The organism is Streptomyces regalis (assembly GCF_001509475.1).
GTDB classification, from domain to species: domain Bacteria; phylum Actinomycetota; class Actinomycetes; order Streptomycetales; family Streptomycetaceae; genus Streptomyces; species Streptomyces regalis.
Genome location: NZ_LLZG01000277.1, coordinates 55,407 through 79,199, shown reverse-complemented (window position 1 = coordinate 79,199; position 23,793 = coordinate 55,407). Strand labels below are relative to the sequence as shown.

Annotated in this window: 21 protein-coding genes and 2 pseudogenes; 8 read left to right on the top strand and 15 right to left on the bottom strand. The window is 72.1% G+C overall.

Annotation, left to right across the window (positions count from 1 at the left end; genetic code table 11):
- Positions 1-2: 2 nt before the first annotated feature.
- From ADL12_RS26055 to ADL12_RS26020, 7 genes and pseudogenes are all read right to left on the bottom strand, one after another.
- Positions 3-530: a hypothetical protein gene (locus ADL12_RS26055; RefSeq protein ID WP_062705696.1), complete on the bottom strand. Its 528-nt coding sequence runs from the start codon at positions 528-530 to the stop codon at positions 3-5.
- Positions 517-969 carry a MarR family winged helix-turn-helix transcriptional regulator gene (locus ADL12_RS26050; RefSeq protein ID WP_062705694.1) on the bottom strand — a complete coding sequence of 151 codons (453 nt, stop codon included), beginning with the start codon at positions 967-969 and terminating at the stop codon, positions 517-519. Before ADL12_RS26050 ends, ADL12_RS26055 begins: the two co-directional genes overlap by 14 nt.
- A 371-nt stretch (positions 970-1,340) precedes the next feature.
- Entirely contained in the window at positions 1,341-2,696 is a 1,356-nt protein-coding gene (locus ADL12_RS26045; protein ID WP_244188058.1) for an MATE family efflux transporter, read from the bottom strand.
- A gap of 65 nt (positions 2,697-2,761) precedes the next feature.
- A pseudogene (locus tag ADL12_RS26040) lies at positions 2,762-3,255 on the bottom strand (transposase); the annotation flags it as partial.
- 281 nt (positions 3,256-3,536) lie between these two features.
- The gene (locus tag ADL12_RS26035; RefSeq protein WP_062705690.1) at positions 3,537-4,286 is read right to left on the bottom strand and encodes an FAD:protein FMN transferase; all 750 of its coding nucleotides are present in this window, start codon (positions 4,284-4,286) and stop codon (positions 3,537-3,539) included.
- Positions 4,287-4,288: 2 nt separating this feature from the next.
- Positions 4,289-4,797: pseudogene (locus tag ADL12_RS26025) on the bottom strand (FMN-binding protein).
- Between the two features lie 19 nt (positions 4,798-4,816).
- Complete coding sequence (locus ADL12_RS26020; RefSeq protein ID WP_208614620.1) at positions 4,817-6,154, bottom strand: ferredoxin reductase family protein; 1,338 nt, start codon at positions 6,152-6,154, stop codon at positions 4,817-4,819.
- A gap of 134 nt (positions 6,155-6,288) precedes the next feature.
- Here ADL12_RS26020 and ADL12_RS26015 point away from each other — a divergent pair, with 134 nt between their 5' ends.
- Genes ADL12_RS26015 through ADL12_RS26005 form a run of 3 tightly spaced genes read left to right on the top strand, consistent with a single transcriptional unit; the run spans position 6,289 to position 9,528 of the window.
- Positions 6,289-7,014 carry a response regulator transcription factor gene (locus tag ADL12_RS26015; protein WP_062705684.1) on the top strand — a complete coding sequence of 242 codons (726 nt, stop codon included), beginning with the start codon at positions 6,289-6,291 and terminating at the stop codon, positions 7,012-7,014.
- The gene (locus tag ADL12_RS26010; RefSeq protein WP_062705683.1) at positions 7,011-8,465 is read left to right on the top strand and encodes a sensor histidine kinase; all 1,455 of its coding nucleotides are present in this window, start codon (positions 7,011-7,013) and stop codon (positions 8,463-8,465) included. Before ADL12_RS26015 ends, ADL12_RS26010 begins: the two co-directional genes overlap by 4 nt.
- A gap of 52 nt (positions 8,466-8,517) precedes the next feature.
- The gene (locus ADL12_RS26005; protein ID WP_062705681.1) at positions 8,518-9,528 is read left to right on the top strand and encodes an NAD-dependent epimerase/dehydratase family protein; all 1,011 of its coding nucleotides are present in this window, start codon (positions 8,518-8,520) and stop codon (positions 9,526-9,528) included.
- 42 nt (positions 9,529-9,570) lie between these two features.
- Here ADL12_RS26005 and ADL12_RS26000 read toward each other — a convergent pair whose 3' ends face one another.
- Together ADL12_RS26000 and ADL12_RS25995 are read right to left on the bottom strand one after the other, a co-directional pair.
- Positions 9,571-10,683: a sensor histidine kinase gene (locus ADL12_RS26000; protein ID WP_062705679.1), complete on the bottom strand. Its 1,113-nt coding sequence runs from the start codon at positions 10,681-10,683 to the stop codon at positions 9,571-9,573.
- A 2-nt stretch (positions 10,684-10,685) separates the two neighbouring features.
- On the bottom strand, positions 10,686-11,411 hold the full coding sequence (locus ADL12_RS25995; protein ID WP_062705677.1) for a response regulator transcription factor: 726 nt from the start codon (positions 11,409-11,411) through the stop codon (positions 10,686-10,688).
- A gap of 112 nt (positions 11,412-11,523) precedes the next feature.
- On the opposite strand from ADL12_RS25995, the gene ADL12_RS25990 reads away from it, so the two are divergent.
- The 3 genes from ADL12_RS25990 (at position 11,524) to ADL12_RS25980 (ending at position 13,909) form a co-directional block, all read left to right on the top strand.
- Positions 11,524-12,306, top strand: coding sequence for a glycosyltransferase family 2 protein (locus ADL12_RS25990; RefSeq protein ID WP_062705769.1), 783 nt, complete (start codon positions 11,524-11,526; stop codon positions 12,304-12,306).
- The gene (locus ADL12_RS25985; protein WP_062705676.1) at positions 12,303-12,914 is read left to right on the top strand and encodes a TIGR04282 family arsenosugar biosynthesis glycosyltransferase; all 612 of its coding nucleotides are present in this window, start codon (positions 12,303-12,305) and stop codon (positions 12,912-12,914) included. The genes ADL12_RS25990 and ADL12_RS25985 overlap by 4 nt, the downstream gene beginning before the upstream one ends.
- A gap of 233 nt (positions 12,915-13,147) precedes the next feature.
- Positions 13,148-13,909, top strand: coding sequence for a class I SAM-dependent methyltransferase (locus ADL12_RS25980; RefSeq protein ID WP_062705765.1), 762 nt, complete (start codon positions 13,148-13,150; stop codon positions 13,907-13,909).
- A 316-nt stretch (positions 13,910-14,225) separates the two neighbouring features.
- Here ADL12_RS25980 and ADL12_RS25975 read toward each other — a convergent pair whose 3' ends face one another.
- Entirely contained in the window at positions 14,226-15,461 is a 1,236-nt protein-coding gene (locus tag ADL12_RS25975; RefSeq protein ID WP_167364434.1) for a molybdopterin-dependent oxidoreductase, read from the bottom strand.
- A 113-nt stretch (positions 15,462-15,574) separates the two neighbouring features.
- Between ADL12_RS25975 and ADL12_RS25970 the strand changes: the two genes are divergently transcribed.
- Both ADL12_RS25970 and ADL12_RS25965 read left to right on the top strand, forming a co-directional pair.
- The gene (locus tag ADL12_RS25970) at positions 15,575-16,939 is read left to right on the top strand and encodes a hypothetical protein (RefSeq protein ID WP_425265152.1); all 1,365 of its coding nucleotides are present in this window, start codon (positions 15,575-15,577) and stop codon (positions 16,937-16,939) included.
- A 75-nt stretch (positions 16,940-17,014) separates the two neighbouring features.
- Positions 17,015-17,722, top strand: a complete 708-nt coding sequence (locus ADL12_RS25965) for a DUF2470 domain-containing protein (RefSeq protein WP_062705672.1) — start codon at positions 17,015-17,017, stop codon at positions 17,720-17,722.
- Between the two features lie 96 nt (positions 17,723-17,818).
- On the opposite strand, the gene ADL12_RS25960 is transcribed toward ADL12_RS25965, so the two are convergent.
- Genes ADL12_RS25960 through ADL12_RS25940 form a run of 5 tightly spaced genes read right to left on the bottom strand, consistent with a single transcriptional unit; the run spans position 17,819 to position 23,604 of the window.
- Complete coding sequence (locus ADL12_RS25960) at positions 17,819-19,381, bottom strand: ABC transporter ATP-binding protein (RefSeq protein WP_062705669.1); 1,563 nt, start codon at positions 19,379-19,381, stop codon at positions 17,819-17,821.
- On the bottom strand, positions 19,378-20,172 hold the full coding sequence (locus ADL12_RS25955) for an ABC transporter permease (RefSeq protein ID WP_062705667.1): 795 nt from the start codon (positions 20,170-20,172) through the stop codon (positions 19,378-19,380). The genes ADL12_RS25960 and ADL12_RS25955 overlap by 4 nt, the downstream gene beginning before the upstream one ends.
- The gene (locus ADL12_RS25950) at positions 20,169-21,122 is read right to left on the bottom strand and encodes an ABC transporter permease (RefSeq protein WP_062705661.1); all 954 of its coding nucleotides are present in this window, start codon (positions 21,120-21,122) and stop codon (positions 20,169-20,171) included. The genes ADL12_RS25955 and ADL12_RS25950 overlap by 4 nt, the downstream gene beginning before the upstream one ends.
- Before the next feature lie 2 nt (positions 21,123-21,124).
- Positions 21,125-22,687 carry an ABC transporter substrate-binding protein gene (locus ADL12_RS25945; RefSeq protein WP_062705659.1) on the bottom strand — a complete coding sequence of 521 codons (1,563 nt, stop codon included), beginning with the start codon at positions 22,685-22,687 and terminating at the stop codon, positions 21,125-21,127.
- Between the two features lie 23 nt (positions 22,688-22,710).
- A complete protein-coding gene (locus ADL12_RS25940) occupies positions 22,711-23,604 on the bottom strand; it encodes a class I SAM-dependent DNA methyltransferase (RefSeq protein ID WP_079052282.1) in 894 nt (297 codons plus the stop codon).
- Positions 23,605-23,793 lie beyond the last annotated feature (189 nt).

The window sequence follows — 23,793 nt, the reverse complement described above, 5'->3', positions numbered from 1 at the left end:
CATCAATGGCCGGACTCGGCGTGCGCGCCGTGGTCGCCGAGCTGCGCTTCGAACCACTCGTGCAGGGCGTCCACCAGCGCGGAATCCTTGGTGGTGTAGGTCAGGGTGGCCCCGTCGGCCCGGTCCTCGTAGCGCACCTCGATACGGTCATGCCCCTCTCGTAGTTCGGCGAGGCCGGGCATGTCGGCGCCGTGGATCCGGGCGGGGTCGGCGAAGTCCCCGCGGCTGAACGCCTCGGCCTCCTTGCGCAGGTGAGTACGTATCAGGTCGATCTGCTCGGCATCGCCGCGCTGGTCGGCCACGACATCCTGGACGCCGCCCGTCGCCGTGGGGGTAAAGCGGTGGGTGGTCTGCTCCAGGTCGAAGGGCATCACGGTCTTGCCCCGCTCGGCCACTAACGCCTGCCGCTCGGTCCGGCCCTCGCCCAGGTCCTGCCGCGAGCCGCCCGCCACCAGGGCGACAGCCGTCACCGCGCCGGCGATCACCACGCCCGCGCCCGCGACCAGGGCCCGGCGCCTACTGCTCTTCATCCATTGCCTCCACCATCACATCGAGGGCGTGAAGTACGCCCGCTCTTTCATGGGCCGGGATCGAACTGAGCAGCCGGGAGAACCGCTCCCGTCGCGCTTCCGCCAGGTTCTGCGCCGCGCGCCTCCCCGAAGGAGTGAGCCGCAGGACAACGCCGCGCCCGTCGTCGGGAGCCGGGGCGCGTTCCACCCAGCCACGGGCGGACATCTGACCTACCAGCCGACTCACCGTGCTCTTCTGCAGCCGCAGCCGACGGGTGAGTTCGACCTGCCGCAGCTCGCCGCCCTCCTGCGCCAGCTCGCCCAAGGCATGTGCCTCGGAGACCGAGATCGGCTGGCCACAAGGGGTTGTTTCCGGCTGGTGCAGCCCGAAGGCGCGAACGAAGCTTCCCAGCGCCTCCTGGAGGACGGCCGGGTCATCAGCCCTTTGATCCCTGAACATGGTTCGACCGTACAACCAGAAGGTTCGACCGCACAACCATTTTCCGTGCAGAGGCGCTGCAGAAGACGCGAGCCGGACAGCGCCAGAGAGACGACAACGAGACCGGGGCCTTCGTAGGCAGTCGACGGTTCAGCCGCACCAGTCGCACGAGAGCGCTACAAGACACCCCAGTGGGTGAGGACCGCAGGCCGCTGAGTAGGTGTTTTGAACTTGACACCGGGTTAGAACTCATTGGCAGGTGGCGGCCTGGCTTGAGCGCATCCAGATAGCCTGAGCTACCTCGTACTTCAGTCAGACGGTTCCGTGCGTTCGTCGCCGCGGGGTCGTCGACTGCTGTCGAGGACGGAGCACAGCGCCGGCCGGTGCCTCTCTCACGTGGCGGCTGGTGTGTGTTCGCGGTTCTCGGTGAATGTGCTGTGCCGGTAAAAGGAGTAGGCCTTGCTCACTGCCTGGAGGAGGTTGGCAAGGGCGAGAGCCGCCCACAGGGCGGCAAGCCCTCCGGCTGTGGCTAGCGAAGCGGCGATAACGGCCAGGACTCCGTAGGAGATGAAGGTCGACACGAAACTCGGCACGGTGCGCTTGAGACCGATGAGGCCGAAGCCGACGACTGCCTGCAGCGCGTCGGTGACGACCACGGCCAGCACCAGCGGCAGAAGGTCCGTGATTTGTGGCCGCACATCGACATCCTGGGTGAACAGCGGAACGACCCATGAACTGAGGACGATCACCGTTGCCGCGATGAACCCCACAACGACTAGTGCCAGCCACGTCCCAGCGCGAACGCTGCGTCGGACACGCGCGCTGTCCTGCTTCGTTGCGTAGTCGGAGATCAGAGGGATGGTGGCCTGGCCGACCGCCACCGCAGCTGTGAAGATGAGGTTGACCAGGGAGATGCCGACGCTGTGCACCGCGGCGCTGTCCGTCCCGATCCTGGCCGCCGCGAAGGTCAATACGCCCAGGACCGCGAACTTGACGAGTACCGTGCCGGCCAGCGGAATCCCCACAGTGCCCAATGTCCAGACCTGCTTCACATTGGGCCGGCCCGGAAACAAAGAGCGGCCGCTGAGCACGGTGGAGCGGCGGATGGCCACCTGGTTGACAAAGGCGCTGATCACGCTGGAGGCGAGCATGGCGATACCTGCCCCGGTCAGGCCGTAACTGGGCAGTGGGCCGGGACCACCCACGAGAAGGACGGACAGCGTGGTGGATGCGGCGGTGCCGAGGAGTCCGGCCCGCATCACCAACTTTGACTGGCCCAGTGCCACCAGGACGGACGTGGCTGACGAGCTGACCGCGATGGCGAGCACGCTGCCGGCCAGCAGAAGGGGGAAGATCCCCAGCTGATCGAGGGCGGTGCGGGGAACCCCGGCCGCTTTGCCGATCAGCGGAACAGACGCGACAGCCACCGCGGCGATGGCGCCGACGGTGATCGCGAGCCATGTCCCGCTGCGCACCACGGGCAGGAGACGGTCAGGATTCTCCTTGCTTGGCGTGACAAACGGCATCACGCCGCGCAGCGCGCCCGCCACCGTTGCGGTAGCGGGGCTGAACACGGCCATGGCGACGGCGAAGGCCGCGAGGGTGGCGGTGGCGTGGTTGCCGAGCAGCGCGGTGTCGACCAGAGCACCAGCTGAGGCGGCGATCATGGTCAGGTACAGCGGGAGCGCTGCCACCGCTATCCCGATCCACGCACTGCGTCCGGCTGGTCTAGTCCCCTTGCTGATCACGGGTTCGATCATCACACTGCGGGAGCCGACAGGTCAGGGGAAGTGGCGAACTCGGTCCTGCCAGCTCAGCGGTCGGGCTTCGGCTTCTTCGCCCAGCCGGGGGTGGGCTTCTTGCGAGTCAGTCGCTTGGTCATAAGGATGATGAGTGCCCAGTTCAGGTGTGCTTCTGAGTGCGCAGCCGTTCGTAGTCCCGTGCGTTGCGGCGGGCGTTCATGCACCAGCCGATCGTGCGCTCTACTTTCCAACGACGGGGCAGCACGACGAAGCCCTTGATGCCTTTGGGCCGGGAGACGATGCGCAGGGTGAGCCAGAGGCGGTCGCGAGCCCAGTCCACGAGTTCGCCGGCATAGCCGCGGTCGGCCCAGACCTGGGTGATCTGCGGCTGGGTGAGGCGCAGCCGCCAGAACACGTCGCGGGCGGCGTCGCGGTCCTGGATGTCGGCGGGCGTCACCGTGATCATCACCGGCAGTCCCAGCGTGTCCACGGTGATATGTCGCTTGCGGCCGTTGATTTTCTTCGCGGCGTCGTAGCCACGGCTGTTGCGGCCGACGGTGGAGGCGCCCGACCCGAGCAAAACACCGCCTCCGCCGCCATCGTCTGCGGCAGCGGATCACCGCACTCCCGGCAATATCGCCGAGCCGTCCCGCCGGCACCCACAAGCCAGATCATCCAGCCGTACCCAGTTCGCGGCCAGGGATCAAAAACACCTACTGAACAGCAGAGTCGGACCGGGGCCGATCCTGAGCGGAGCTCCCAACGCTTCGGCCTGCCAGTCCCAGAGAGAGCCTCTGCTCCCAAGACCGCACACACCGGACTTCGAAAACAGGCACTTGAGCCGTTTTACGCAGCCCGCGTCTCCGCCCGAGCCACCGGAAAGCCCTCCGTACGGAAGACCCGCCGCTCGGCGTCCACCGCGAACACCTCGCAGCCCTCCCGCGAGGCGGCCCACGCGACGCCGTCCGCGCCCATGGCGAAGGCCGCCGTGGCCACCGTGTCCGCCACGGTCAGGGTGGACGCCACGACGCTGAGGGACAGCAGCCCCGTCGCCGGACGTCCGGTGCGGCCGTCGATGATGTGGTCGCCGCGCTCGTAGCGGGCGGACGTCGCGATCGCCCCGTCGGTGAGCTCGGCCACCGTGCACACCTTGTCGGCCTGCTCGGGGTGCCGTACCCCCACTCGCCAGGGCCCGCCGGAGGCGACCACGTCGCCCCCGGCGTTGAGGACGAAGCGCCGCGCTCCCGCCGCCTTCAGCAGCTCGGCGGCCCGCTGTACGGACCAGCCCTTCACCACGGCGCACGGATCCAGCCCGCGCCCCGGCAGCCGTACGTCGAAGGCGCCGTCGGTGGCGAGTCGGTACTCCTCGCACAGCCCCAGCACCTCGTCGAGGTCCGCGCTGACATCTCCTCGGGCGATCTCGCCCCGGTCCAGCCGGCACACCTCGCTGTCGGCCTTGAACGGGCTGAACCGGGCGTCGACCTCGCGCAGCCAGGCGAACACGGCGTCGGCGGTCTCCGCGCCTCGTTCGTCGAAGCGCTCGTCGTCGATCCGCAGCGAGACCGGGAACCCCATGACGTGTTCGACTCGGTGCATGATCAGCCCTTCGCGTCGATCGCGGCCTGGAGGGACTCCTTGTAGCCGTCACTGGTGATCGTCGCACCGGAGACGGTGTCGATGTCCGCGCTCTGCGCCTCCAACGTCTCCGCGATCAGCTTCGGCACCGCCGCCGTCGNNNGTCACTGGTGATCGTCGCACCGGAGACGGTGTCGATGTCCGCGCTCTGCGCCTCCAACGTCTCCGCGATCAGCTTCGGCACCGCCGCCGTCGTCTGCGGGTGATTCGGCTGCTGAAGCATCTTCACCGACGCTATCTTGGAGCCCTCGAAGGTCACCTGGACCTGCACGGGGCCCTTCTCGGTCTGCAAGGTCGAGCCCTTGACGACCGTGCTGCCGGAACCCGAACCCGATGCGGCGGAGGACGACGCCGAGGGTGTCGAGGCCGGTGTGGCGGCTTCCGTGGAGGCCGTGCCGAGGGACGGCTCGTAGCGCCAGACCGGGATCAGGCCCGCGATGCTGAGGACCAGGACAGGTATTGCTCGCTTCACGATGTCTTTCCCGTCCCTCTCAGCCGGCCAGGCTGAAACGCTCGAAGTGGACCTGCTGCTTGGGCACGCCCAGCTCGCGCAGGCTGCCGATCACCGCGTTCATCATGGGCGGCGGGCCGCACAGGAAGATGTCCCGGTCGGTGATGTCCGGAACCAGGCGCGCCAGCTCGGCGGGGGCCAGCTTGTCGGGGACGGCCGGGCCGGTCACCAGGTGCAGCTCGGCTCCCTTGGCGTGGGCGAGCTCGACCAGCTCGCCGTACAGGACGGCGTCCTGGTCCGTGGCGACCCGGTAGATCACGACCGCGTGGCCGTGCAGCTCCTCCAGCAGCGCCCGGATGGGGGTGACGCCGACGCCGCCGGCGATGAGCACGGCCTCCGGGCGGGTGCGGTGCATCGTGGTGAAGGCGCCGTAGGGGCCCTCGGCGAAGACGCGCGTGCCGACCTTGATGTGCCTGAGGCCGGCCGAACCGGCGCCGGCCGCCTTGGCGGTGAGCCGCAGCGTACGGCCGTCGGGGGCGGCCGACAGGGAGAACGGGTTGGCCTGCCACCAGCGGTCCTTCGTCAGGAACCGCCACAGGAAGAACTGGCCGGCCCGCGCGGGCAGCTTGTCCAGGTCGCGGCCGGTGACGTAGACGGAGACCACGTTGTCGGACTCGGCGACGACGGCGGAGACGCGCAGCTGGTGGCGCCAGTTCCGCCACAGCGGCAGGACCAGCCGGCCGACGAAGACCGAGGCGAGGGCGACGCCCCACACCGCGTACCAGTACGCCGTGGCGGCCGAGGAGGAGGTGAAGGACGTACCGGCCGCCACCTGGTGCGTGAACGCCAGGACCACCGCGACGTAGGTGTACAGGTGGATGAAGTGCCACGTCTCATACGCCAGCCGGCGCCGCGCGAACCGGGCCGAGACGACGCCGATCACGATGATGATCCCCAGCGCGACGACGGCGCGCAGCACGCCCTCGATCGTCTCGGCGAGGTCGATCAGCTGGTTGACCGGGTCCAGGGAGGACGACTCGGCGTAGCCGAAGGTGATGAACACGGCGTGCGCGAGGAGGGCCCACAGGACGCTGAAGCCGGTCCAGCGGTGCCAGGAGGTCAGCCGGTCCATGCCGATCCGGCGGTCGAGCCAGGGCAGCCGGGCCACCAGCAGCAGCTGGAACGCCATGAGCAGCGCGCCGGACAGGCCGGCGAGCCGGCCGAGCACGATGAGCGTGTTCGAGGCGAAGCCGGCGGCGAAGAAGAAGTAGAGGACCACGGCCACGTTCGCGGCCAGCACGGCGTACAGGCCCGTGCGGGCGACCACCCTGGGGCGTATCGCCGTGGGGGGCGCAGGGGGCGATTGGACGGTCGTCACGGGCGACAGCTCCTTGATCTCGTCTGTGGACACCGAGCTTGTCCCGCTGCAGCTGTCGAAAAGCTGTCGTACTTCTTTCAACTGGTTATCGATGTGGTCGCGGGGCCCTCCCCGCCCCCGAGGACCGGTGCCGGGTGCCGCACTATGAACGGGTGGAGAAAGTACGCCTTCTCGTCGTGGACGACGACCCGCCCATCGCCGACCTCGTCGCGACGGTCGCCCGTTACGAGGGCTGGGAGGCGGTCACCGCGAACTCCGGCGAGGAGGCGCTGCGGCTGGCCGCCGAGTTCCATCCGGACATCGTGGTACTGGACCTGATGCTGCCCGACGTGGACGGTTTCGGCGTCCTGGACCGGCTGCGCGGCGCCGGGACGATGGTGCCCGTGGTGTTCCTGACGGCCCGCGACGGGGTCGCCGACCGGGTGGCCGGGCTGACCCGGGGCGGTGACGACTACCTGGTCAAACCGTTCGCGGTGGAGGAGCTGATGGCCCGGCTGCGGACCGTGCTGCGGCGCAGCGCCGGGCCCGGCTTCCAGCGTTCCGTCCTTCGGGTGGCCGACCTGATGATGGACGAGGACACCCGCGAGGTGCGCCGCGGCGACAAGCTGCTCACGCTCACGCCGACCGAGTACGAGGTGCTGCGCTATCTGATGCGCAAGTCACCGACCGTGCTGACCAAGGCGCAGATCCTCGACCATGTGTGGGAGTACGGCTTCGGCGGCCGCTCGAACGTCGTCGAGCTGGTCGTCAGCCGGCTGCGCCGCAAGCTCGACGAGCCCGACGACGGCGACGACGGCAGGGCGCCGCTGATCCACACCGTGCGGGGCTTCGGGTACGTGATCCGACAGGCGGCCGAGTGATCGGGCGGCTGCGCCGGGCGTACCGCGGGATGCGGCTCGGGACCCGGCTGGCGCTGGGTCTCGGGGTGCTGTCCCTGGTCGTGTTCGGCGTCGTCGGCACCGCCCTGACGACGTACATGCGGGACTACCTCTCGGCCCAGCTCGACACCACGCTGGCGCAGGGCCAGATCGCCCAGTCCAAGAGCATCGCGGACTACGGCACGCTTTCGGGCAAGAAGTACTACAGCTGGTTCTACGCCGTGTACGACGTGGCGGACGGCACACCCGAGCTCCGCAAGCCCGAGGACCCCGCCGACCTGCCGGAGGACGTCGACGACTTCACCGCCCTCGCCCAGGCGCAGACCGCGGCCCATACGGAGCTCCTGCGCACCGAGCACCTCCGGGGCGAGGGCGAGTACCGGCTGCGGGCCTGCGAGGTCGAGCCCGGTGTGGTGCTGGTCAGCGCCGCGCCCATGGAGGACATCGAGGACACCGTCGGGCAGCTGATCACGATCCAGGTGGTCACCTTCGGGCTTGCGGTGCTGGCCCTGGTCGTCTTCGGGCGGGGGATGCTGCGGCGGGGCCTGAAGCCGCTGAGCGACATGGCGCACACCGCCCGCGGCATCACCTCGCACGACCTGACGGACTCGGCGCGGCTGTCGGTGCGGCACGACGGGCGCAGCGGCGGGCCCGAGGTCGAGGAGCTGCGCACCGCGTTCAACACGATGCTGGAGCACATCGACGACTCCCTCGCGGTGCGGGCGGAGGCGGAACAGCGTCTGCGCCGCTTCGTGGCGGACGCCTCGCACGAGCTGCGCACGCCGCTGATGTCGGTGCGGGGCTATGCCGACCTCTTCCAGTACGCGGCCGCCAACGCCCCCGAGGAGCGGGACAAGCACCTGGCCCGGCTGCGCGCGGAGGCCGCCCGCATGGGCTTCCTGCTCGACGACCTGCTGCTGCTCGCCCGCCTGGACGCCGCGGAGGTCGAGACGCCGCTGCGCCCGCAGGAGGCGGACCTGGTGGAGCTGGTCGAGCAGGCGGCGGACGCGTTCCGGGTCACCCACGCCGACCACCCGCTGATGGTGGCCCCCGGTCCCGGTTCCCTGAAACTGCGCCTGGACCCCCAGCGCATCCGCCAGGTCCTGGACAACCTGCTCACCAACGCGGCGATGCACACGCCCACCGGCACGCAGGTCTCCGTGGCGGTCTCGGTCGCGAACGGCACGGCACAGGTCCGGATCGCCGACGCCGGCCCCGGCATCCCACCCGCCGACCGGGAGCGCGTCTTCGACCGCTTCTACCGCGTCGACAAGGCGCGCAGCCGCGACCGCGGCGGCAGCGGCCTGGGCCTGGCGGTGGCCCAGTCCCTGGTCCACGCCCACGGCGGCCGCATCGACCTGACCAGCGAGCCGGGGGCGACGGTGTTCACGGTGACGATCCCGCTCACGCTCGGACGTCTTACGGACTTGTGACATGACCGGCGCCGAACGGCCCAAACGCCGCTCGCCGCCCTAGCGTGAGCGCATGCGTGTACTGGTCACCGGCGGTGCCGGGTTCATCGGATCCCATGTCGTCGAGGCGCTCACCGCGCACGGGCACGAGCCCGTCGTGTACGACGTCCGTGCCGACCCCGAATCGGACGTACGCAACCCGTCCACCGTCCGCGACGCCCTGACCGGCGTCGACGCGGTGTGCCACCAGGCCGCGATGGTCGGCCTCGGCGTCGGGTTTTCCGATGCCGCCGAGTACGTCTCCCGCAACGACCTCGGCACGGCCGTACTGCTCACCGCCATGGCCGACGCGGGCGTACCGCGGCTGGTGCTGGCCGGGTCGATGGTGGTGTACGGGGAGGGGCGGTACGCGTGTGCACGGCACGGCGTCGTGCGGCCGGGCTCGCGTGCCGTCGCCGACCTGAAGGCGGGGCGCTTCGAGCCGCCCTGCCCGGTGTGCGGCGCCGACCTCGCGCCCGGCCTGGTCGCGGAGGACGCCCCGGCCGATCCCCGCAACGTGTACGCGACGACCAAGCTCGCCCAGGAGCACCTGGCGGCGGCGTGGGCGCGCGCGACGGGCGGTACGGCGGTGTCGCTGCGCTACCACAACGTCTACGGCCCGGGCATGCCCCGCGACACCCCCTACGCCGGGGTCGCCTCCTTCTTCCGCTCGGCACTCGCACGCGGTGAGGCCCCGCGGGTCTTCGAGGACGGTTGCCAGCGCCGGGACTTCGTCCACGTACGGGATGTGGCCGCCGCCAACGTGGCCACGCTGGAGGCGGGTTCGGCGGTCCTGCCGCAGGGCGCGCTCACGGCGTACAACACCGGCAGCGGCGACCCGCACACCGTCGGCGAGATGGCACGGGCGCTCGCGGCGGCGTACGGCGGGCCCGAGCCAGTGGTGACCGGGGAGTACCGGCTGGGCGACGTACGGCACATCACGGCGGACTCCTCGCGGCTGCGGGCGGAGCTGGGGTGGAAGCCCGAGGTGGGGTTCGCGGAGGGGATGCGGGAGTTCGCGGAAGCCGGATTGCGGGGGGCGTAGTCTGCCTCGGAGTCTGCCTCGGACCGGTGGTGCTGCCCGCCTTCAGGAAGCGGCAGCGGGCAGCACCACCTCGAAGCGGCAGCCACCGGGGACGTTCCGTACCGTGGCCCGTCCGTCGTGCGCCTCGACGATGCCCCGCACGATGGCGAGGCCGAGCCCCGCGCCGGCCGGAGGTGTGCGGGCGTGGGTGCCGCGCCAGCCGGTGTCGAAGACGCGGGGCAGGTCCTCCTCGGGGATCCCGCCGCAGCTGTCGGTGACGGACAGCACCACGCCCTCGGGGACGCGTTCGGCGGCGACGGCGACCGTGCCGTCGGCCGGGGTGCGGCGGATGGCGTTGACCAGCAGGTTGCCCAGCACCCGGCTCATCTCCCTGCCGTCCACCTGCACCGGCACCGGTTCGACCCCTTCGCCGACGAGCCGGACCCCGTGTTCGCGGGCCAGCGCGTCCGCACCCGAGAGGGCGTCGCCGACGAGGTCGTACAGGGACATCCGGGCGAGCGAGAGCGTCAGGGCGCCGGCGTGGATACGGGACAGCTCGAAGAGGTCACCGACCATGCCGTTGAGGCGCTCGACCTCCATGCGGATCTGTTTGAGGTAGCGGTCGGGTTCGGCGGCGACCCCGTCCTCCAGGGCTTCCGCCATCGCGCGCAGGCCGGCCAGCGGGGTGCGCAGGTCGTGGGAGATCCAGGCGACGAGTTCACGCCGGGAGGACTCCAGAGCCCGCTCGCGCTCGCGGGACTCGGCGAGTCTGACGCTGGTCGCCTCCAACTCGCGGCTCAGCGCGGCGAGTTCGGCGGTGGCGGGGCCGTCGGGCGAGGTGAAGTCGCCGCCGTCGCCGAAGGAGCGGGCGGCGAGCGCGAGGGCGCGGCTGCGGGCGGCGACCCAGCGGCCGAGCAGCAGGGCGGTGGCCAGGGAGACGACGGCGGCCATGGCGACGACGGTCGTGACCACGGTCAGGTCGTGCCCGGACAGGAACATCGCCTGGCAGACCGCGAGGGTGCCGGCGAGCATCGCGGCGACGGCGACGCCGACCACCACGGCGAGGTGCGCGATGAGGGAGCGGCGCCGGATCAGCATGAGCACGAGCGCGCCGAGCAGGCCGGCCGCGGCGGCGCCGAGGAAGGCGAAGAGGGCGATGAGCAGGGTGTCGCGCACAGTCACGCCTCCTGGTGAGCGGAACCGGTGGTGTCGAAGCGGTAGCCGACGCCCCACACGGTCTGGATGAGCCGGGGCCTGGCCGGGTCGTCCTCCACCTTGCCGCGCAGGCGGCGGACGTGGACGGTGACGGTCGACAGATCACCGAAGTCCCAGCCCCACACCTCGCGCATCAGGTCCTCCCGGCTGTAGACCCGGCCGGGGTGACGCAGGAAGAAGGCGAGGAGGTCGAACTCGCGGATGGTGAGGGCGAGCTCACTGCCGCCCTTGACGGCGCGGCGGGCCGCCGGGTCGACCGAGAGGCCCGCGGCGCGCAAGGTCTTGGACGGCTCGGCGGGCCGGGTACGGCGCAGCACGGACTCGACGCGCAGGACGAGTTCGCGGGGGCTGAAGGGCTTGGTGACGTAGTCGTCGGCGCCGACCTCCAGGCCGAGGATGCGGTCGTCCTCGTCGCCGCGCGCGGTGAGCATGATGACCGGCACGGGTCCCTGGCCGCGCATCCGGCGGCACACCTCCAGGCCGTCCATGCCGGGCAGCATCAGGTCGAGGACGACGAGGTCGGGCCAGTGCGCGGCGGCCAGGGCGAGGGCGTCGGGGCCGTCGCCGGCGCGGTCCACGATGTATCCGGCACGGTCGAGGTACCCGGAGACGATCTCGGCGACGGTGGGGTCGTCGTCGACCACCAGAACCCTGACCCCTGCCTGCGGATACGACTGTTGCTGCTCCATGCCGCCAGCCTCGCACTCCGCGCGCGTATGCGTCGCCGTCGGCGCCCGACGTCCTTGTTTCGTAAGGAGCGATAGTCCGGTATGCCCTTTTCGCGCTCGTAGGGTGAAAGGCGTGACGACCCCATCCGCAACAGCGAGTGACCCTTGCGCGGCGTCCGTCGACGTCGTGCTTCCCTGTCTGGACGAGGCCGAGGCGCTGCCCTGGGTCCTGGAGCGCATCCCGCCCGGCTGGCGGGCCCTCGTCGTGGACAACGGCTCCACGGACGGCTCGGCCTCCGTCGCCCGCGAGCTCGGCGCGACCGTCGTGCACGAGGAGCGACGCGGTTTCGGCGCCGCCTGCCACGCGGGGCTGACCGCCGCCACGGCCGACGTCGTCTGCTTCTGCGACTGCGACGCCTCGCTCGACCCGGGCGACCTGATGCCCTTCGTACGGCGGATCGCGGCGGACGAGGCCGACCTCGTCCTGGGCCGGCGCCGCCCCGAGGCCCGCGGGGCCTGGCCGCCGCACGCCCGCGTCGGCAACCTCGCCGTCACCCGCCTCCTGCGCCGCCGCACCGGCCTGCGCCTGCACGACCTGGGCCCCCTGCGCGCCGCCCGCCGCGAGCGGTTGCTGGCCCTGGACCTGACGGACCGGCGCAGCGGCTACCCGCTCCAAATGGTCGTCCGCGCCGCCGACGCGGGCTGGCGCATCGCCGAGTACGACGTGCCGTACCTGCCGCGCACGGGGGCGTCGAAGGTGACCGGGACCTGGCGGGGGACATGGCAGGCGGTGCGGGACATGAGCCGGGTGCTGGCGGAGGACGGAGGGCACACAGGGGCCGGCCCCGAGCCCCGTCCCACCGAACGCCCCGACGCCCGGCCGGACACCCCCGTACAGAAGGGAACCCGCCCGTGACCACGCTCCTCGTCATCGCCAAGGAGCCCCGGCCGGGCCGGGTGAAGACCAGGCTGACGCCGCCCTTCACGCCCGAGGAGGCGGCCGCACTCGCGGAGGCGGCCCTCGCGGACACCCTGGACGCCGTGGCGCGCACGCCCGCGCGGCGCCGAGTGCTGGTCCTGGACGGCGCGCCGGGCTCCTGGCTGCCGCCCGGCTTCGAGGTCGTACGGCAGTGCACGGGCGGTCTCGACGAGCGGCTGGCCGCCGCCTTCGCGGGCTGCGACGGCCCGGCGCTGCTCATCGGCATGGACACCCCGCAGGTGACGCCGGAGCTGCTGACGGTGGACTGGGCCGACTGCGACGCGTACTTCGGCCCCGCCGAGGACGGCGGCTTCTGGGCCCTGGGCCTGTCCGAACCGGACCCGGCACGGCTGCGGGGCGTACCGATGTCGACGCCGCAGACCGGCGCCGCACAGCGCGCCCGCCTCACGGACCTGCGGGTACGCGACCTGCCGCGCCTACGGGACGTCGACACGGTGTACGACGCCGACCTGGTCGCCAAGGCGGCCCCGCGCGGACGTTTCGCCACGGCACTGGCGCGGCTGACACCGGGGGCGGGCCGATGAGCGGCGTGCGGGACATGATGTCGGCGCACATCGCGCTCCGAGCGGGCCTCGCCGGGATCCGCCGTCCGGACACGAGCGCCGCAGAGGTGGGTGCACGGAGTGGTCAGGACTGTGCGGGCGAGGGCGGAGACGGGTTCACCGACGACGGCGACCTGAACGGCGATCGCGGCGGAACAGCCCTCGCCGATGTGAGCCCCCGTACGCCCGGAGCGGGCAGCACCGGTCTCCACCCCCTGGCCGCTCCCACCGACGACCGGCCCTGGTCCGCAGACCCGTACTCCCGCGCCCTGCGCACCGGCCAGGGCCCCCTCTTCCTGCGTCGCCCCGACGGCTGGCTGCTGCCGCTAGAAGTGGAGCGGTGGTGCGCGGACGCCGACGCGGCGGATCTGGGGGTGCTGCGGCGCTGTGAGGGGGCGGTGCTGGACGTCGGGTGCGGGCCGGGGAGGCTGGTGGCGGCGTTGGCCGGGCGGGGGCGTCGCGTGCTCGGCATCGACGTCAGCGAGGCCGCCGTCACCCGCACCGTGCGGCTCGGCGGCCCGGCATTGCGCCGCTCCGTCTTCGACCCGCTCCCGGGCGAGGGCCGCTGGGGCACCGCCCTCCTCGTCGACGGCAACATCGGCATCGGCGGAGACCCGGCTGCCCTGCTCGACCGGATGGCACAACTCCTCGCCCCGGGCGGCCTGTTGATCGCCGAGACCGTGCCGGACCTGGACCTCGACGAACGGGTCCAGGTCCACGTCACCGATGCCCACGGCGCCACCGGCACCGCCTTCCCCTGGGCCCGGCTCGGCACGCCCGCCCTGCTGCGGCACGCGGAGCGCGCCGGCTGGCGTGCCGTCGATCAGTGGACGGCCGGCGGCCGTTCCTTCGCCGCCCTGCGCAGCCGTCGCCACCGCAGCACGAGCAGCACCGCCGAGCCGCCGAAGAGCACAGCGGTGATCAGCAGCCAGCGGGCCAGGAAGCCCTCGGCGGACAGGCCGGTGGCGGAGGCGTAGCGGTCCGCGACCCGGCCGCTGATCAGCGGGAACCAGACCAGCAGGAGCAGCAGGGACAGCGCGGCGGGGACGCGGACGTACGACACCCACCGTCGCTGTCCGGCCGCCTCGAACCCTCCCAGCAGCGCCTGGTCCGCCGCCCCGTACAGCGGCAGCAGCACGAGGTCGTGAAGGATCGCCGCGCCGACGAACCACAGCGCGACCTCGAACCAGTCCCCCTCCATCAGCCGCACCCCCGCATATCCGGCGAGCGCGAACGAGCTGACCAGCAGGAGGAGCTGAAGCGGGCTGCCCAGAGTGAGCCTCGGTCGTCGCATCACAGGTCTCCGAACGTCATCCGCGCCACCCACTTGGTGTTCAGCACACCGGGCGCGGCGGGCACGATGATCCGCGCCGGGTAGCCGTGGTCGGGGGTCAGGTCCTCGCCGTTGACGAACAGGGCGAGCAGGGAACGGGAGTCGGCGACCTGGTTGGCGCGCAGGGCGGCCCGCCGGAAGGCGCCGCGCCGCTGCAGCGACTCCACGAGGACGTCGGGCGGGTCCTCGTCGTGGCCGACCAGCGCCGCGAGGTCCCGCAGCCGTACCCCGCGCCACCACTGGTCGGACGTCGACCAGCCCTCCACGCAGGCGATGGGCAGCGCCACGCTGTGCAGGGGCATGGCGAGCAGGTCGGCCCGGCCGAGGCGGACGGTCCGCCCGTCCCGCCCCACGACCACCAGCCGCCACGCCTCCTCGTTCGTCTCGGCCTCGCGGATCCCCGCGTACGCGGCCGTCTTGTTGATCTGGAAGCCGCCCGGTCCACTGCCCGGTTCGGCGCCGCCGTGCGGGGCGAGGAGAGCGGTCCGGCGCAGGGCTCCGTCGAAGTTCTGCCCGACGGTCGTGCCGAAGAGCAGCAGCGAGCCGCCACCGACGAACCACAGCGCACCGCGCCGGGAGACGGTCGGCTCGGCCGGAGCCGCAGGAGTCAACTCGCTTTTCTCCTCCCGTAGTTGGCGAAGATTCCGCAGTGCCATGGGCGTCTTCAGCACCGCGTGCACGACGAACGCGGCGAAGAACACCCACGCCCCGTAGAAGTGCAGGGCGTAGAAGGAGCCCGGGAAGATGTAGTCCAGCTGGACGTTGAGCACGCCCGTCACGAACTCGAACAGGGCGCCCCCGACCAGAAGCAGCAGCGAGATCCGCTCCAGCGCGTGCGCGAGCGACCGCGCGGGCGGCAGCGTGAAGAGCTTCGGTACGACCGACCACAGCTTGGCCAGGAGCACAGGGATCAGCGTGATGCCGAGCGTGACGTGGACGCCCTGGTTGAGCCGGTACAGCCAGTGCGGGCTGGTGGGCCAGGAGAAGAGATAGAAGCCCAGGATCCCCTTGTCCGGGGTCTTGTCGTTCACCGGCGCCAGGTTCGGGTTGTAGGCGGCGTAGGACACCAGCCCTGTCACGAACAGCACCGTGATCCCGCCGAGCAGCACGACACCGAGCACCGAGGTCAGCCACGGGCCGCGCAGCGGACTGCGCCAGAAGGCGGGAGAGAAGGGGGAGAGAGGAAACCGTGCCATGCCCCGACCGTAGGCCGGAGCGGGGGCCGGGAAGCCGCCGCGAACCATGACGAATCTCTGACGTCCGCGCCTGTCAGCCGTACGGAGGAGGCCGCCCGTCCTAGCGTGCAGGCGTGAACCGCGATCTGCCCGAAACTCCTGACCGTCACCTGCCCGAGACCCCTGAGCGTGACCTCCGCCGTGACCTGTACGCGGCCGCGGCCGCCGCGCTGCTCGTCGCGGTCGCCGCCGTCGTCGGGGCGGTGATCCAGCACCGGCACGGCACGCTCCGGGTCAACTGGCCGCCACTGCTGGCGGACTGGGAGCCGCATCTCGGCCCCGGCACACCGGCCGCGCTCGCCGTCGCGGCGGCCGTGGTGGCGTACGGCCCCTCACTCACGGTCCGGCTGCCGTGGCGCTCCCTGCTCCTGGCCACCTGGGTCACCGGCATGGCCTGGACCTGGTCCCTCGCCCTGGTCGACGGCTGGCACCGGGGCATCGCGGTGCAGCTGACGACTCCGCACGAGTACCTCCGGGTCATCGACCGCTTCCAGGACATCCCCGCCGCCCTGCGGGGCTTCTCCGACCACATCCTGCTCGAGTCGCCGGACAACTGGCCCGCCCATGTCGCCGGGCACCCCCCGGGCGCCACCCTCACCTTCGTCCTCCTCGACCGGATCGGCCTTGGCGGTGGCGGCTGGGCGGGAGCCTGGTGCATCACCGTCGGTACGACGGCGGCGGTCGCGGTCCTCGTCGCCGTACGCGCCCTGACCGACGAGCGACTCGCCCGCCGTGCCGCGCCCTTCCTCGTCCTTGCCCCGGCCGCGGTGTGGGTGGGCACCTCGGCCGACGGGTACTTCGCGGCGGTCGCCGCGTGGGCGGTCGCGTTCCTGGCGTTGGCGGTGACGGGCCACCGGCCGGGGTGGGCGGGTCCGGCCTCGGGCCTCCTCTTCGGCTGGGCGGCGTACCTCTCCTACGGCCTGACCCTCTTCGCCGTGATCGCGGCCGTCGTCCTGCTGCTGGGCTCACACCGCGTCCGCCCCCTGCCCTTCGTGCTGGCCGGCTTCCTGGTCGCACCCGTCGCCTTCACGGTCGTGGGCTTCGACTGGTGGGAGGCGTACCGGCTGCTGGTCACCCGCTACTACCAGGGCGCCGGCGGCGTGCGGCCGTACGGCTACTGGGTGTGGGCCAACTTCGCGTGCACGGTCGTCATGGTGGGCCTGGCGACGGTGGCGGGGCTGCGGCGGGCAGGCGCGCAACTGGTCCGGCGTACGGAAGGCACCCAGGTCCGGCTGGCACTCCTCGTGCTCGGCGCGCTGGTCGCGATGCTCGTCGCCGACCTGTCCGGGATGAGCAAGGCGGAGACGGAGCGGATCTGGCTGCCGTTCGCGCTGTGGCTGTTGCCTGCCTGTGCGTTCCTGCGGGGGTCGCGCGGCTGGCTCGCTGCGCAGGCGGTGCTCGCGCTGCTCGTCAATCACCTGCTGCTGACGGGTTGGTGACGGGTCGGCGACCACAGAAGAGGTGAAGATAGGTTAGGCTTACCTAACTCGACCTCGCAGGATCGAAAGGTTCCCATGTCTGCTGCCACCTGCCCTGAGCCGACGCCCGCCGAGCGCGCCCGCTCGGTGCTCGCGGCGGCCGGCTCCCTGACCGTCACCACGCAGGGCCAACGCATCGAGCTGATCGGCCTGCACACCGTCGACGCGGCCGCACGACTGCTCCTGCACAACCCGCCGGACGGCCAGCTGGCCGCCGAGCTCGCGGTGGCACCCCACGGTGACCTGGCCGCCCTCGTGGAGTTCACCGACATCGCGCCCGTCTCCGTGCGCGAGCGGGTGCGCGCCCGGCTGACACTGGGCGGCCGGCTCAGCGCGCTCGGCCCGAAGACCCTGGTGTTCCACCCGGCCCGGGCGGTACTCAAGCAGGATGGCGGGACGACCTCCATCGGCCTCGACGAACTGACCCTGGCCGCCCCCGACCTGCTGGCCACCCACGAGGCGGAGATGCTGGCCCGGCTGGACGCGGCCCACACCGACACCGTGGCCCCGCTCGCCCGCCTGCTCCCGGCCCGGGAGCAGCTCGGCGCGACCGGCGTGCGGCCGCTGCGTCTCGACCGCCACGGCCTGGTGCTCCGGCTGGAGACGCCGGACTCCCACCACGACGTCCGCCTGCCCTTCGCCACCCCTGCCACCCACCCGGGCGACGCGGTGCGCCAGATCCACGCCCTGCTCGCCGAGGCCACCGCCCGCCCGCGCCGCCGACGCCTGCCGACCAGGTCCTGAGGCCCTGTCGGCAGGGCGCGCGCCCCGAAGCCGCCGACCTCCGGGCCACTCGCAGAGGCCTTCCCGTCTCCTCCGCGAAGGCGCCCGGAGGTCGGCTCACATGCGGGCCCCCGCCACGGTCCCCGTCTCCAGGCGCTCCGTCGTCTCCATGAGAGAGATCGTGAACGGATGCCGAGGCTTCGTCAGAATCCGCTGCGCCGACCCCTGTTCGACCAGCTCGCCCGCGTCCAGTACGGCGATGCGGTGCGCCAGGCGTGCCGTGTCCAGGTCGTGGGTGATGAGCACGAGGGACAGGTCGTCGCCCTCCCCCACCAGGCCCGCGAGGACGTCGAGGATGCCGCGCCGGGTGACCGTGTCCAGGCCGGAGGTGACCTCGTCGCAGATCAGCACCCGGGGACGGGCGAGCAGGGCACGGGCGAGGGCGGCGCGCTGGAGTTCGCCGCCGGAGAGTTCGCCGGGGCGGCGGTGGGTCAGGTCCGCTGCCAGACCGAGGCGGTTCAGGGTGGTCGACGCCTCGTCCGTGGCCGCCCGTTCACCGATGCCGCGCAGGCGTATCGCCGTACGGGCCACCTGGTGCAGGACGGGCCGGTGCTCGTCGAAGGCGGCGCGGGCGTCCTGGAAGACGTACTGCACGGCGGCCAGTTGAGCGCGGTCGCGGTGGCGCAGGCTGCGCGGGAGCGGTGTGCCGTCGAGCAGGATCTCGCCGTCGTGGTCGCGGTGGAGGCCCGCGAGGCAGCGGGCGAGCGTGGTCTTGCCGCTGCCGGAGCGGCCGACCACGGCCAGGCACTCGCCCGGATGGAGAGCGAGGCGCGGGACGCGCAGGACGGCGGTCCGGCGGTCGTGTACGGCGGTCAAGTCGCTTACCGTCAGGACGGGTTGGCCCGCCTCGGCGCTCTGCGTGCCCTGCGGTGCCGCGCGCTGCTCGTCGAGCAGTCGGCGCGTCCACTCGTGCCGGGGCGCCGCCCACACCCGCTCCACCGGGCCCGACTCGACGACCCGGCCCGCGCGCATGACGAGGACCTCGTCGGCGAGGACGCGTACGACGTCCAGGTCGTGGCTGAGCAGGACGACCGCGATACCGCGTGCCGCCACCGCCGCCAGCTGCTCGACGATACGGCTCTTGGTCAACGCGTCCTGGCCGGTGGTGGGTTCGTCGGCGACGATGACGCGGGCGCCGAGCAGCAGGGCCTGGGCGAGGACGACGCGTTGCTGCTGGCCGCCGGAGAGCTGGTGGGGGTGGCGACGCAACGGGGCTTCGCCGTCCGGGAGTTGGGCGTCGGCCAGGGCGCGCAGGACCAGTTCTCGGGCTGCCCCGCGGCGTTCGGCGCGGGGCAGGTGGCGGACCTGGGGGCGGGCGATGTCGTGCAGCAGCGCGCCGACCCGGCGGGCCGGGTTGAGGACGGCGGCGGGATGCTGGGGGACGTAGCCGACCGGGCCGTCCCCGGTCCGCCGTATCTCGCCGGTGACGCGGGCGCCGGCCGGGTACTCCCCCAGCAGCGCGAGGCCCGTTGTGGTCTTGCCGCTGCCGGAGGCGCCGACCAGCGCGGTCACTTTTCCGGGGAGCACCCGCAGGTTCACTCCGTCCACGATCGCACGGCCGTCGATCTCCACGCGCAGGTCGCTGACCTCGGCGACGGCCGCATCCGTTGCCCGGCTCACCGGCGTCGTCCCTTCTTCTCCAGGGCGGCGTCGAAGAGCAGGTTGGTGCCCATCGTCAGCGCCACGATCAGCAGTGCGGGCACCACCACGGCCCAGGGCTGCACGAACAGGCCGGTGCGGTTGCGGTCGACCATGACCGCCCAGTCGGCGGCGTCCGGCGCGACGCCGACACCGAGGAACGCGGCCGTCGACACCAGGTAGAGCACGCCGGTCAGCCGGATACCGGCGTCGGCGGCGAGGGTGCGCAGCGCCGACCGGCCGACGTAGCCGACGGCGATCCGCCACCAGCTCTCACCCTGCATGCGCAGCGCCTCGACGGCGGGCCGTGCCGCGGCCTCCCCCGCCGCAGCCCGCACGATCCGGGCCGCGTCGGGCACGTTCACCAGCGCCACCAGCAGCGCCAGCCCGGCGGCGCCCGGCGAGAGCACGGAGACCACCAGCAGGATCAGCAGCAGCGACGGCACGGCGAGCAACACGTCCAGCGGCCGCATCAGCAGCTCCTCCAGCCACCGCAGGCGGGTGAGCGCGCTGACGAGCGCGACCGGGACGGCGACGAGATAGGCGAGCGCGGTGGCGGCCAGGGCGGTGAGCACGACCGTACGGCCGCCCAGCAGGACCTGTCGCCAGACGTCGCGGCCCACGAAGTCGGTGCCGAGCCAGTGGCCGCCGCCGAGGGTGAACGAGGTGGCGCGGGGGCCGGGGTCGCCGGTGAACAGCGGTCCGAGGAGGGCGAGTACGAGGGGGACGGCGATGACGGTGAGGCCGAGCGCGAAACGGCGATGTGTCGTCATGCGGCCACCCCCGCGCGGGGCGTGAGCCGATGGGCCACCAGATCGGCCCCGAGGTTGAGCACGACCGTCAACACCCCGAACACCACGGCGAGGCCCTGCACCACCGGTACGTCCCGTTCGGCCACGGCGTTGAGGAGGACCGTGCCCAGGCCCGGGATCACGAAGAGTGCCTCCACGACGATGACCCCGCACAGCAACCAGTCGACGGTACGCGCCAGTTGCTGTGCTGCCGGGGCGAGGGCGTTCGGCAGGGCGTGGGTGTAGCGGACTCGGGCGCCAGGGACGCCGTAGCGGCGGGCGTGGGCCGCGTAGGGGGAGGCGAGGGCATCGACCATGCCGGCCCGCACCAGGCGGGACAGGGAGCACACGGGGCGGGACAGCAGGACCAGCACCGGCAGGACCAGTGCCGCCGGATGGCCGAGCAGGTCGGTGCCGTAGCCGACCGCCGTCGGCGGCAGCCAGGCCAGCTTCAGGGCGAGGACCGTCACCAGCAGCACGCCGAGCGCGAACTCGGGGACCGCGTACACGGCCAGCGTCACCGAGCTGACCAGCCGGTCGATCAGCCGTCCCTCGTGACGGGCGGCGAGCACGCCGAGGCCGAAGCCGAGGGGGACCAGCAGGGCGAGAGTGAGCGCGGCCAGGATCAGCGTCGGGCCGAAGCCGTCGGCGATGTACTGGGTGACGGGGCGGCCGGAGGCCAGGGAGGTGCCGAAGTCGCCGTGCAGCAGGCCCGTCGCCCAGTCGGCCAGCCGCTCGTAGGCCGGCCGGTCCAGGTCCATCGCCTCGCGGATCGCGGCGATACGCGCGGGGTCCGGCTGATCGCCCGCGAGGGCCACCGCCGCGTCGCCCGGCAGCGCCTCGGTGAGCGCGAAGACCAGTAGCACGACGGCCATGGTCTGCGCGACGCCGAGGAGCAGTCGCCGGGCGACGAACGAGCGCAGGGGGCTCATCCTCACGCGAGCCACACCTTGTCGAAGCGGGCCCAGTCGAGGGTGTTGGCGGGTGCCTTGGTCTCCACTCCCTTCACCGTCCGCGCCGTTGCGATGATCCAGTCCGCGAAGCCCCAGATGAGGAAGCCGCCCTCGGTGTACAGGCGGCGCTGCATGCGCTCGTAGACGGCGGCGCGTTCGGTCTTGTCGCGGATGGACTGGGCCTGCTGGTAGAGGGCGTCGAAGTCCTTGTGGTGCCACTTGGTGGCGTTGGTGGTCGAGTCGGTGAGCAGGCGCTGGGAGATGTGGGCCTCGATGGGCATGGCGCCGGAGCGGTAGCAGGACAGGGTGCCGTTGTCGAGGATGTCGCTCCAGTAGGAGTCCTTGCTGCCCATCTTCACGTCGATCGTGACGCCCGCCTTCGCGGCCTGGTCGCGGAAGATGCCGGCGGCCTCGGTGAACCCGGCGGCGACGGCCGAGGTGTCCAGGGTGACCTTGAGCTTCTCGGCGCCGGCCTGCTTCAGCAGGGAGCGGGCCTTGTCGAGGTCCTGCTCGCGCTGCGGCAGGCCGTCGGCGTAGTACTCGTAGCCCTTGCCGAACAGGTCGTTGCCGACCTCGCCCGCGCCGGACAGGGCGCCGTCGACGAGTTCCTGGCGGTCGGCGATCAGGAAGAAGGCCTCGCGGACCCGCTTGTCGTCGAAGGGCGCCCGGTCGGTCTTCATGCAGAAGGCCTGCATGGCGCTGTTGCGCAGCCGCACGATCTCGATCTGCCCCTTGCCCTCGTGGGCGCGGGCGGTGGTCGGGTTGAGCTCGTGCGCGTACTCGACCTGGCCCCCGAGGAGGGCGTTGACGCGGGCGGACTCCTCGTTGGCGACGACGAACTCGATCTCGTCGAGGAGCGGGGCGCCGTCCCAGTGGTCGTCGTAGCGGCGGAAGACGGCGGAGCGGCCGGGAGCGAAGGAGACGAACCGGAACGGGCCTGAGCCAACGGGCTTCTTGTCGAACTCGGTGGCGTTCTCCGGGACGATGTACGCGCCGAACGAGGCCAGGACGTTGGGGAATTCGGCGGTCGGCCGCTTCAGCACGAACTCGATGCTCCGCTCGCCGGTGGCGCGGCTGGCGTCGAGGTCGATGGGCTCCAGGGACGCCTTGGCGCGGAACGCCTGCTTGGGGTCGGCGATACGGCGGTAGCTGTAGAGGACGTCCTTGGCGGTGACGGGCTTGCCGTCGTGGAAGGTGGCCTGACGCAGCGTCACCTTCCAGCGGTCCAGGGTCTTGTTGGACTCCCACTTCTCGGCGAGGCGGGGCTCGGCGGAGAGGTCGGCGCCGTAGTCGGCGAGCTTGTCGAAGAGCGCCTTGGCGCGGGCGACGTCGGCGAAGAGGTTGGCCAGGTGCGGGTCGAGGGTCTCGCTCGCGCCGCCACCGGCGAACGCGGCGCGCAGCCGTCCGCCACGCTTGGGGGCGCCGGAACCACCGGCCGCCTTGTCGTCCGTGCCGCCTGCGCAGCCGACGAGGGCGAGGGCGGCGGCGCCGGAGGTGGCGGCGAGGAAGCCGCGGCGGCGCAGGCCGGGAAAACGGTTGTTCATGAGTGTCCCTTGAATCCGGTGTGTCAGTGGGAAGAGATGAGGCGCGCGACGACGTGCAGTCGGTCCGCGTCCGTGGTGGAGCCCGGCAACTGGCCGTCCCGCCAAGGAGGTTCGGTGCGCGGTCCGGGGCCGTCGTGCAGTTCGAGCACCTCGAAGCCGTGCGCGGCGAGGAAGTGCCGCAGCTCCTGCGGGAACAGCAGCCGCCAGGCGGAGCGCTGTTCGACGGATGATGGACCGCCGTCGCCTTCGTCGCCGTCGTCGGCGGTCCATACGCGGGTACGGCGCAGGAGTTGGGCGGTGCGGTCGACGCTCAGGGTGGTCGTGGACCGGTAGGCGGTGCCCTGCCAGCTGAAGGCGTTGTCGGACGGGGTGTCGAGGAGGTCGGTACGGCCCAGGAAGTACGCGCCGTTGCGCATCTCCGCGACCAGCAGCCCACCCGGTGCGAGGGCGCGGCGACAGGAGGCGAGGAAGCCGTCGAGCTGGTCGTTGGTGTGGCAGTACAGCAGGGAGCTGTCCAGGCAGACGACCGCGTCGAACGCGGCCCGGCCCAGGTCGAAACCGCACAGGTCGGCCCGGACGTACGCGGGCCCCGGGTGGTGGACGCGGGCGTGCGCCAGCATCGCCTCGGAGAGGTCGGCGCCGGTCACCGTACGGCCGGCGGCGTGCAGCTGCGCCGCGTCGCGGCCGGTGCCGCAGCCCATGTCGAGCACACGCGGCCCGGCAGCGTGGCGGCGCAGGCAGTCCTCGGCCCAGCGTCCGGCGAGCCGGTCGGGGTCGGGGAAGCGGGCCTCGTACAGGGCGGGGTTGTCGGTGAGAAGGTTGCGACTGCCGACCGAGACGCCGGGGCCCCGGCCGCCCTCCGCGCTACCTGCCGCGACGGCCCCGTCCGCCTCCGGGCAGACCGGCCCGAGGGGCATACTCTGCCCCTCACCTATCGGCGAGCCCGCCCTGGCGGCCAACACCGCGCGCCCAGCCACGCCCTGCTCCGCAACCCGGCCGGCAGACCCGCCAGCCCCCTCACCTACCCCCGAGCACACCACCGCAGCCGACACCGAGCGCCCAGCCACGCCCGACTCCCGGACACCCGACTCGGCGCCGACAAAGCC

Excerpts from the sequence above, each read along its gene's own strand:
- ADL12_RS25940 (WP_079052282.1), bottom strand. The coding sequence starts at position 23,604 with ATGCCCCTCGGGCCGGTCTGCCCGGAGGCGGACGGGGCCGTCGCGGCA.
- ADL12_RS25995 (WP_062705677.1), bottom strand. The coding sequence starts at position 11,411 with ATGGAGCAGCAACAGTCGTATCCGCAGGCAGGGGTCAGGGTTCTGGTG.
- ADL12_RS25965 (WP_062705672.1), top strand. The coding sequence starts at position 17,015 with ATGTCTGCTGCCACCTGCCCTGAGCCGACGCCCGCCGAGCGCGCCCGC.
- ADL12_RS25945 (WP_062705659.1), bottom strand. The coding sequence starts at position 22,687 with ATGAACAACCGTTTTCCCGGCCTGCGCCGCCGCGGCTTCCTCGCCGCC.
- ADL12_RS26035 (WP_062705690.1), bottom strand. The coding sequence starts at position 4,286 with ATGCACCGAGTCGAACACGTCATGGGGTTCCCGGTCTCGCTGCGGATC.
- ADL12_RS26050 (WP_062705694.1), bottom strand. The coding sequence starts at position 969 with ATGTTCAGGGATCAAAGGGCTGATGACCCGGCCGTCCTCCAGGAGGCG.
- ADL12_RS25975 (WP_167364434.1), bottom strand. The coding sequence starts at position 15,461 with ATGGCACGGTTTCCTCTCTCCCCCTTCTCTCCCGCCTTCTGGCGCAGT.
- ADL12_RS26055 (WP_062705696.1), bottom strand. The coding sequence starts at position 530 with ATGAAGAGCAGTAGGCGCCGGGCCCTGGTCGCGGGCGCGGGCGTGGTG.
- ADL12_RS26005 (WP_062705681.1), top strand. The coding sequence starts at position 8,518 with ATGCGTGTACTGGTCACCGGCGGTGCCGGGTTCATCGGATCCCATGTC.
- ADL12_RS25950 (WP_062705661.1), bottom strand. The coding sequence starts at position 21,122 with ATGAGCCCCCTGCGCTCGTTCGTCGCCCGGCGACTGCTCCTCGGCGTC.
- ADL12_RS25955 (WP_062705667.1), bottom strand. The coding sequence starts at position 20,172 with ATGACGACACATCGCCGTTTCGCGCTCGGCCTCACCGTCATCGCCGTC.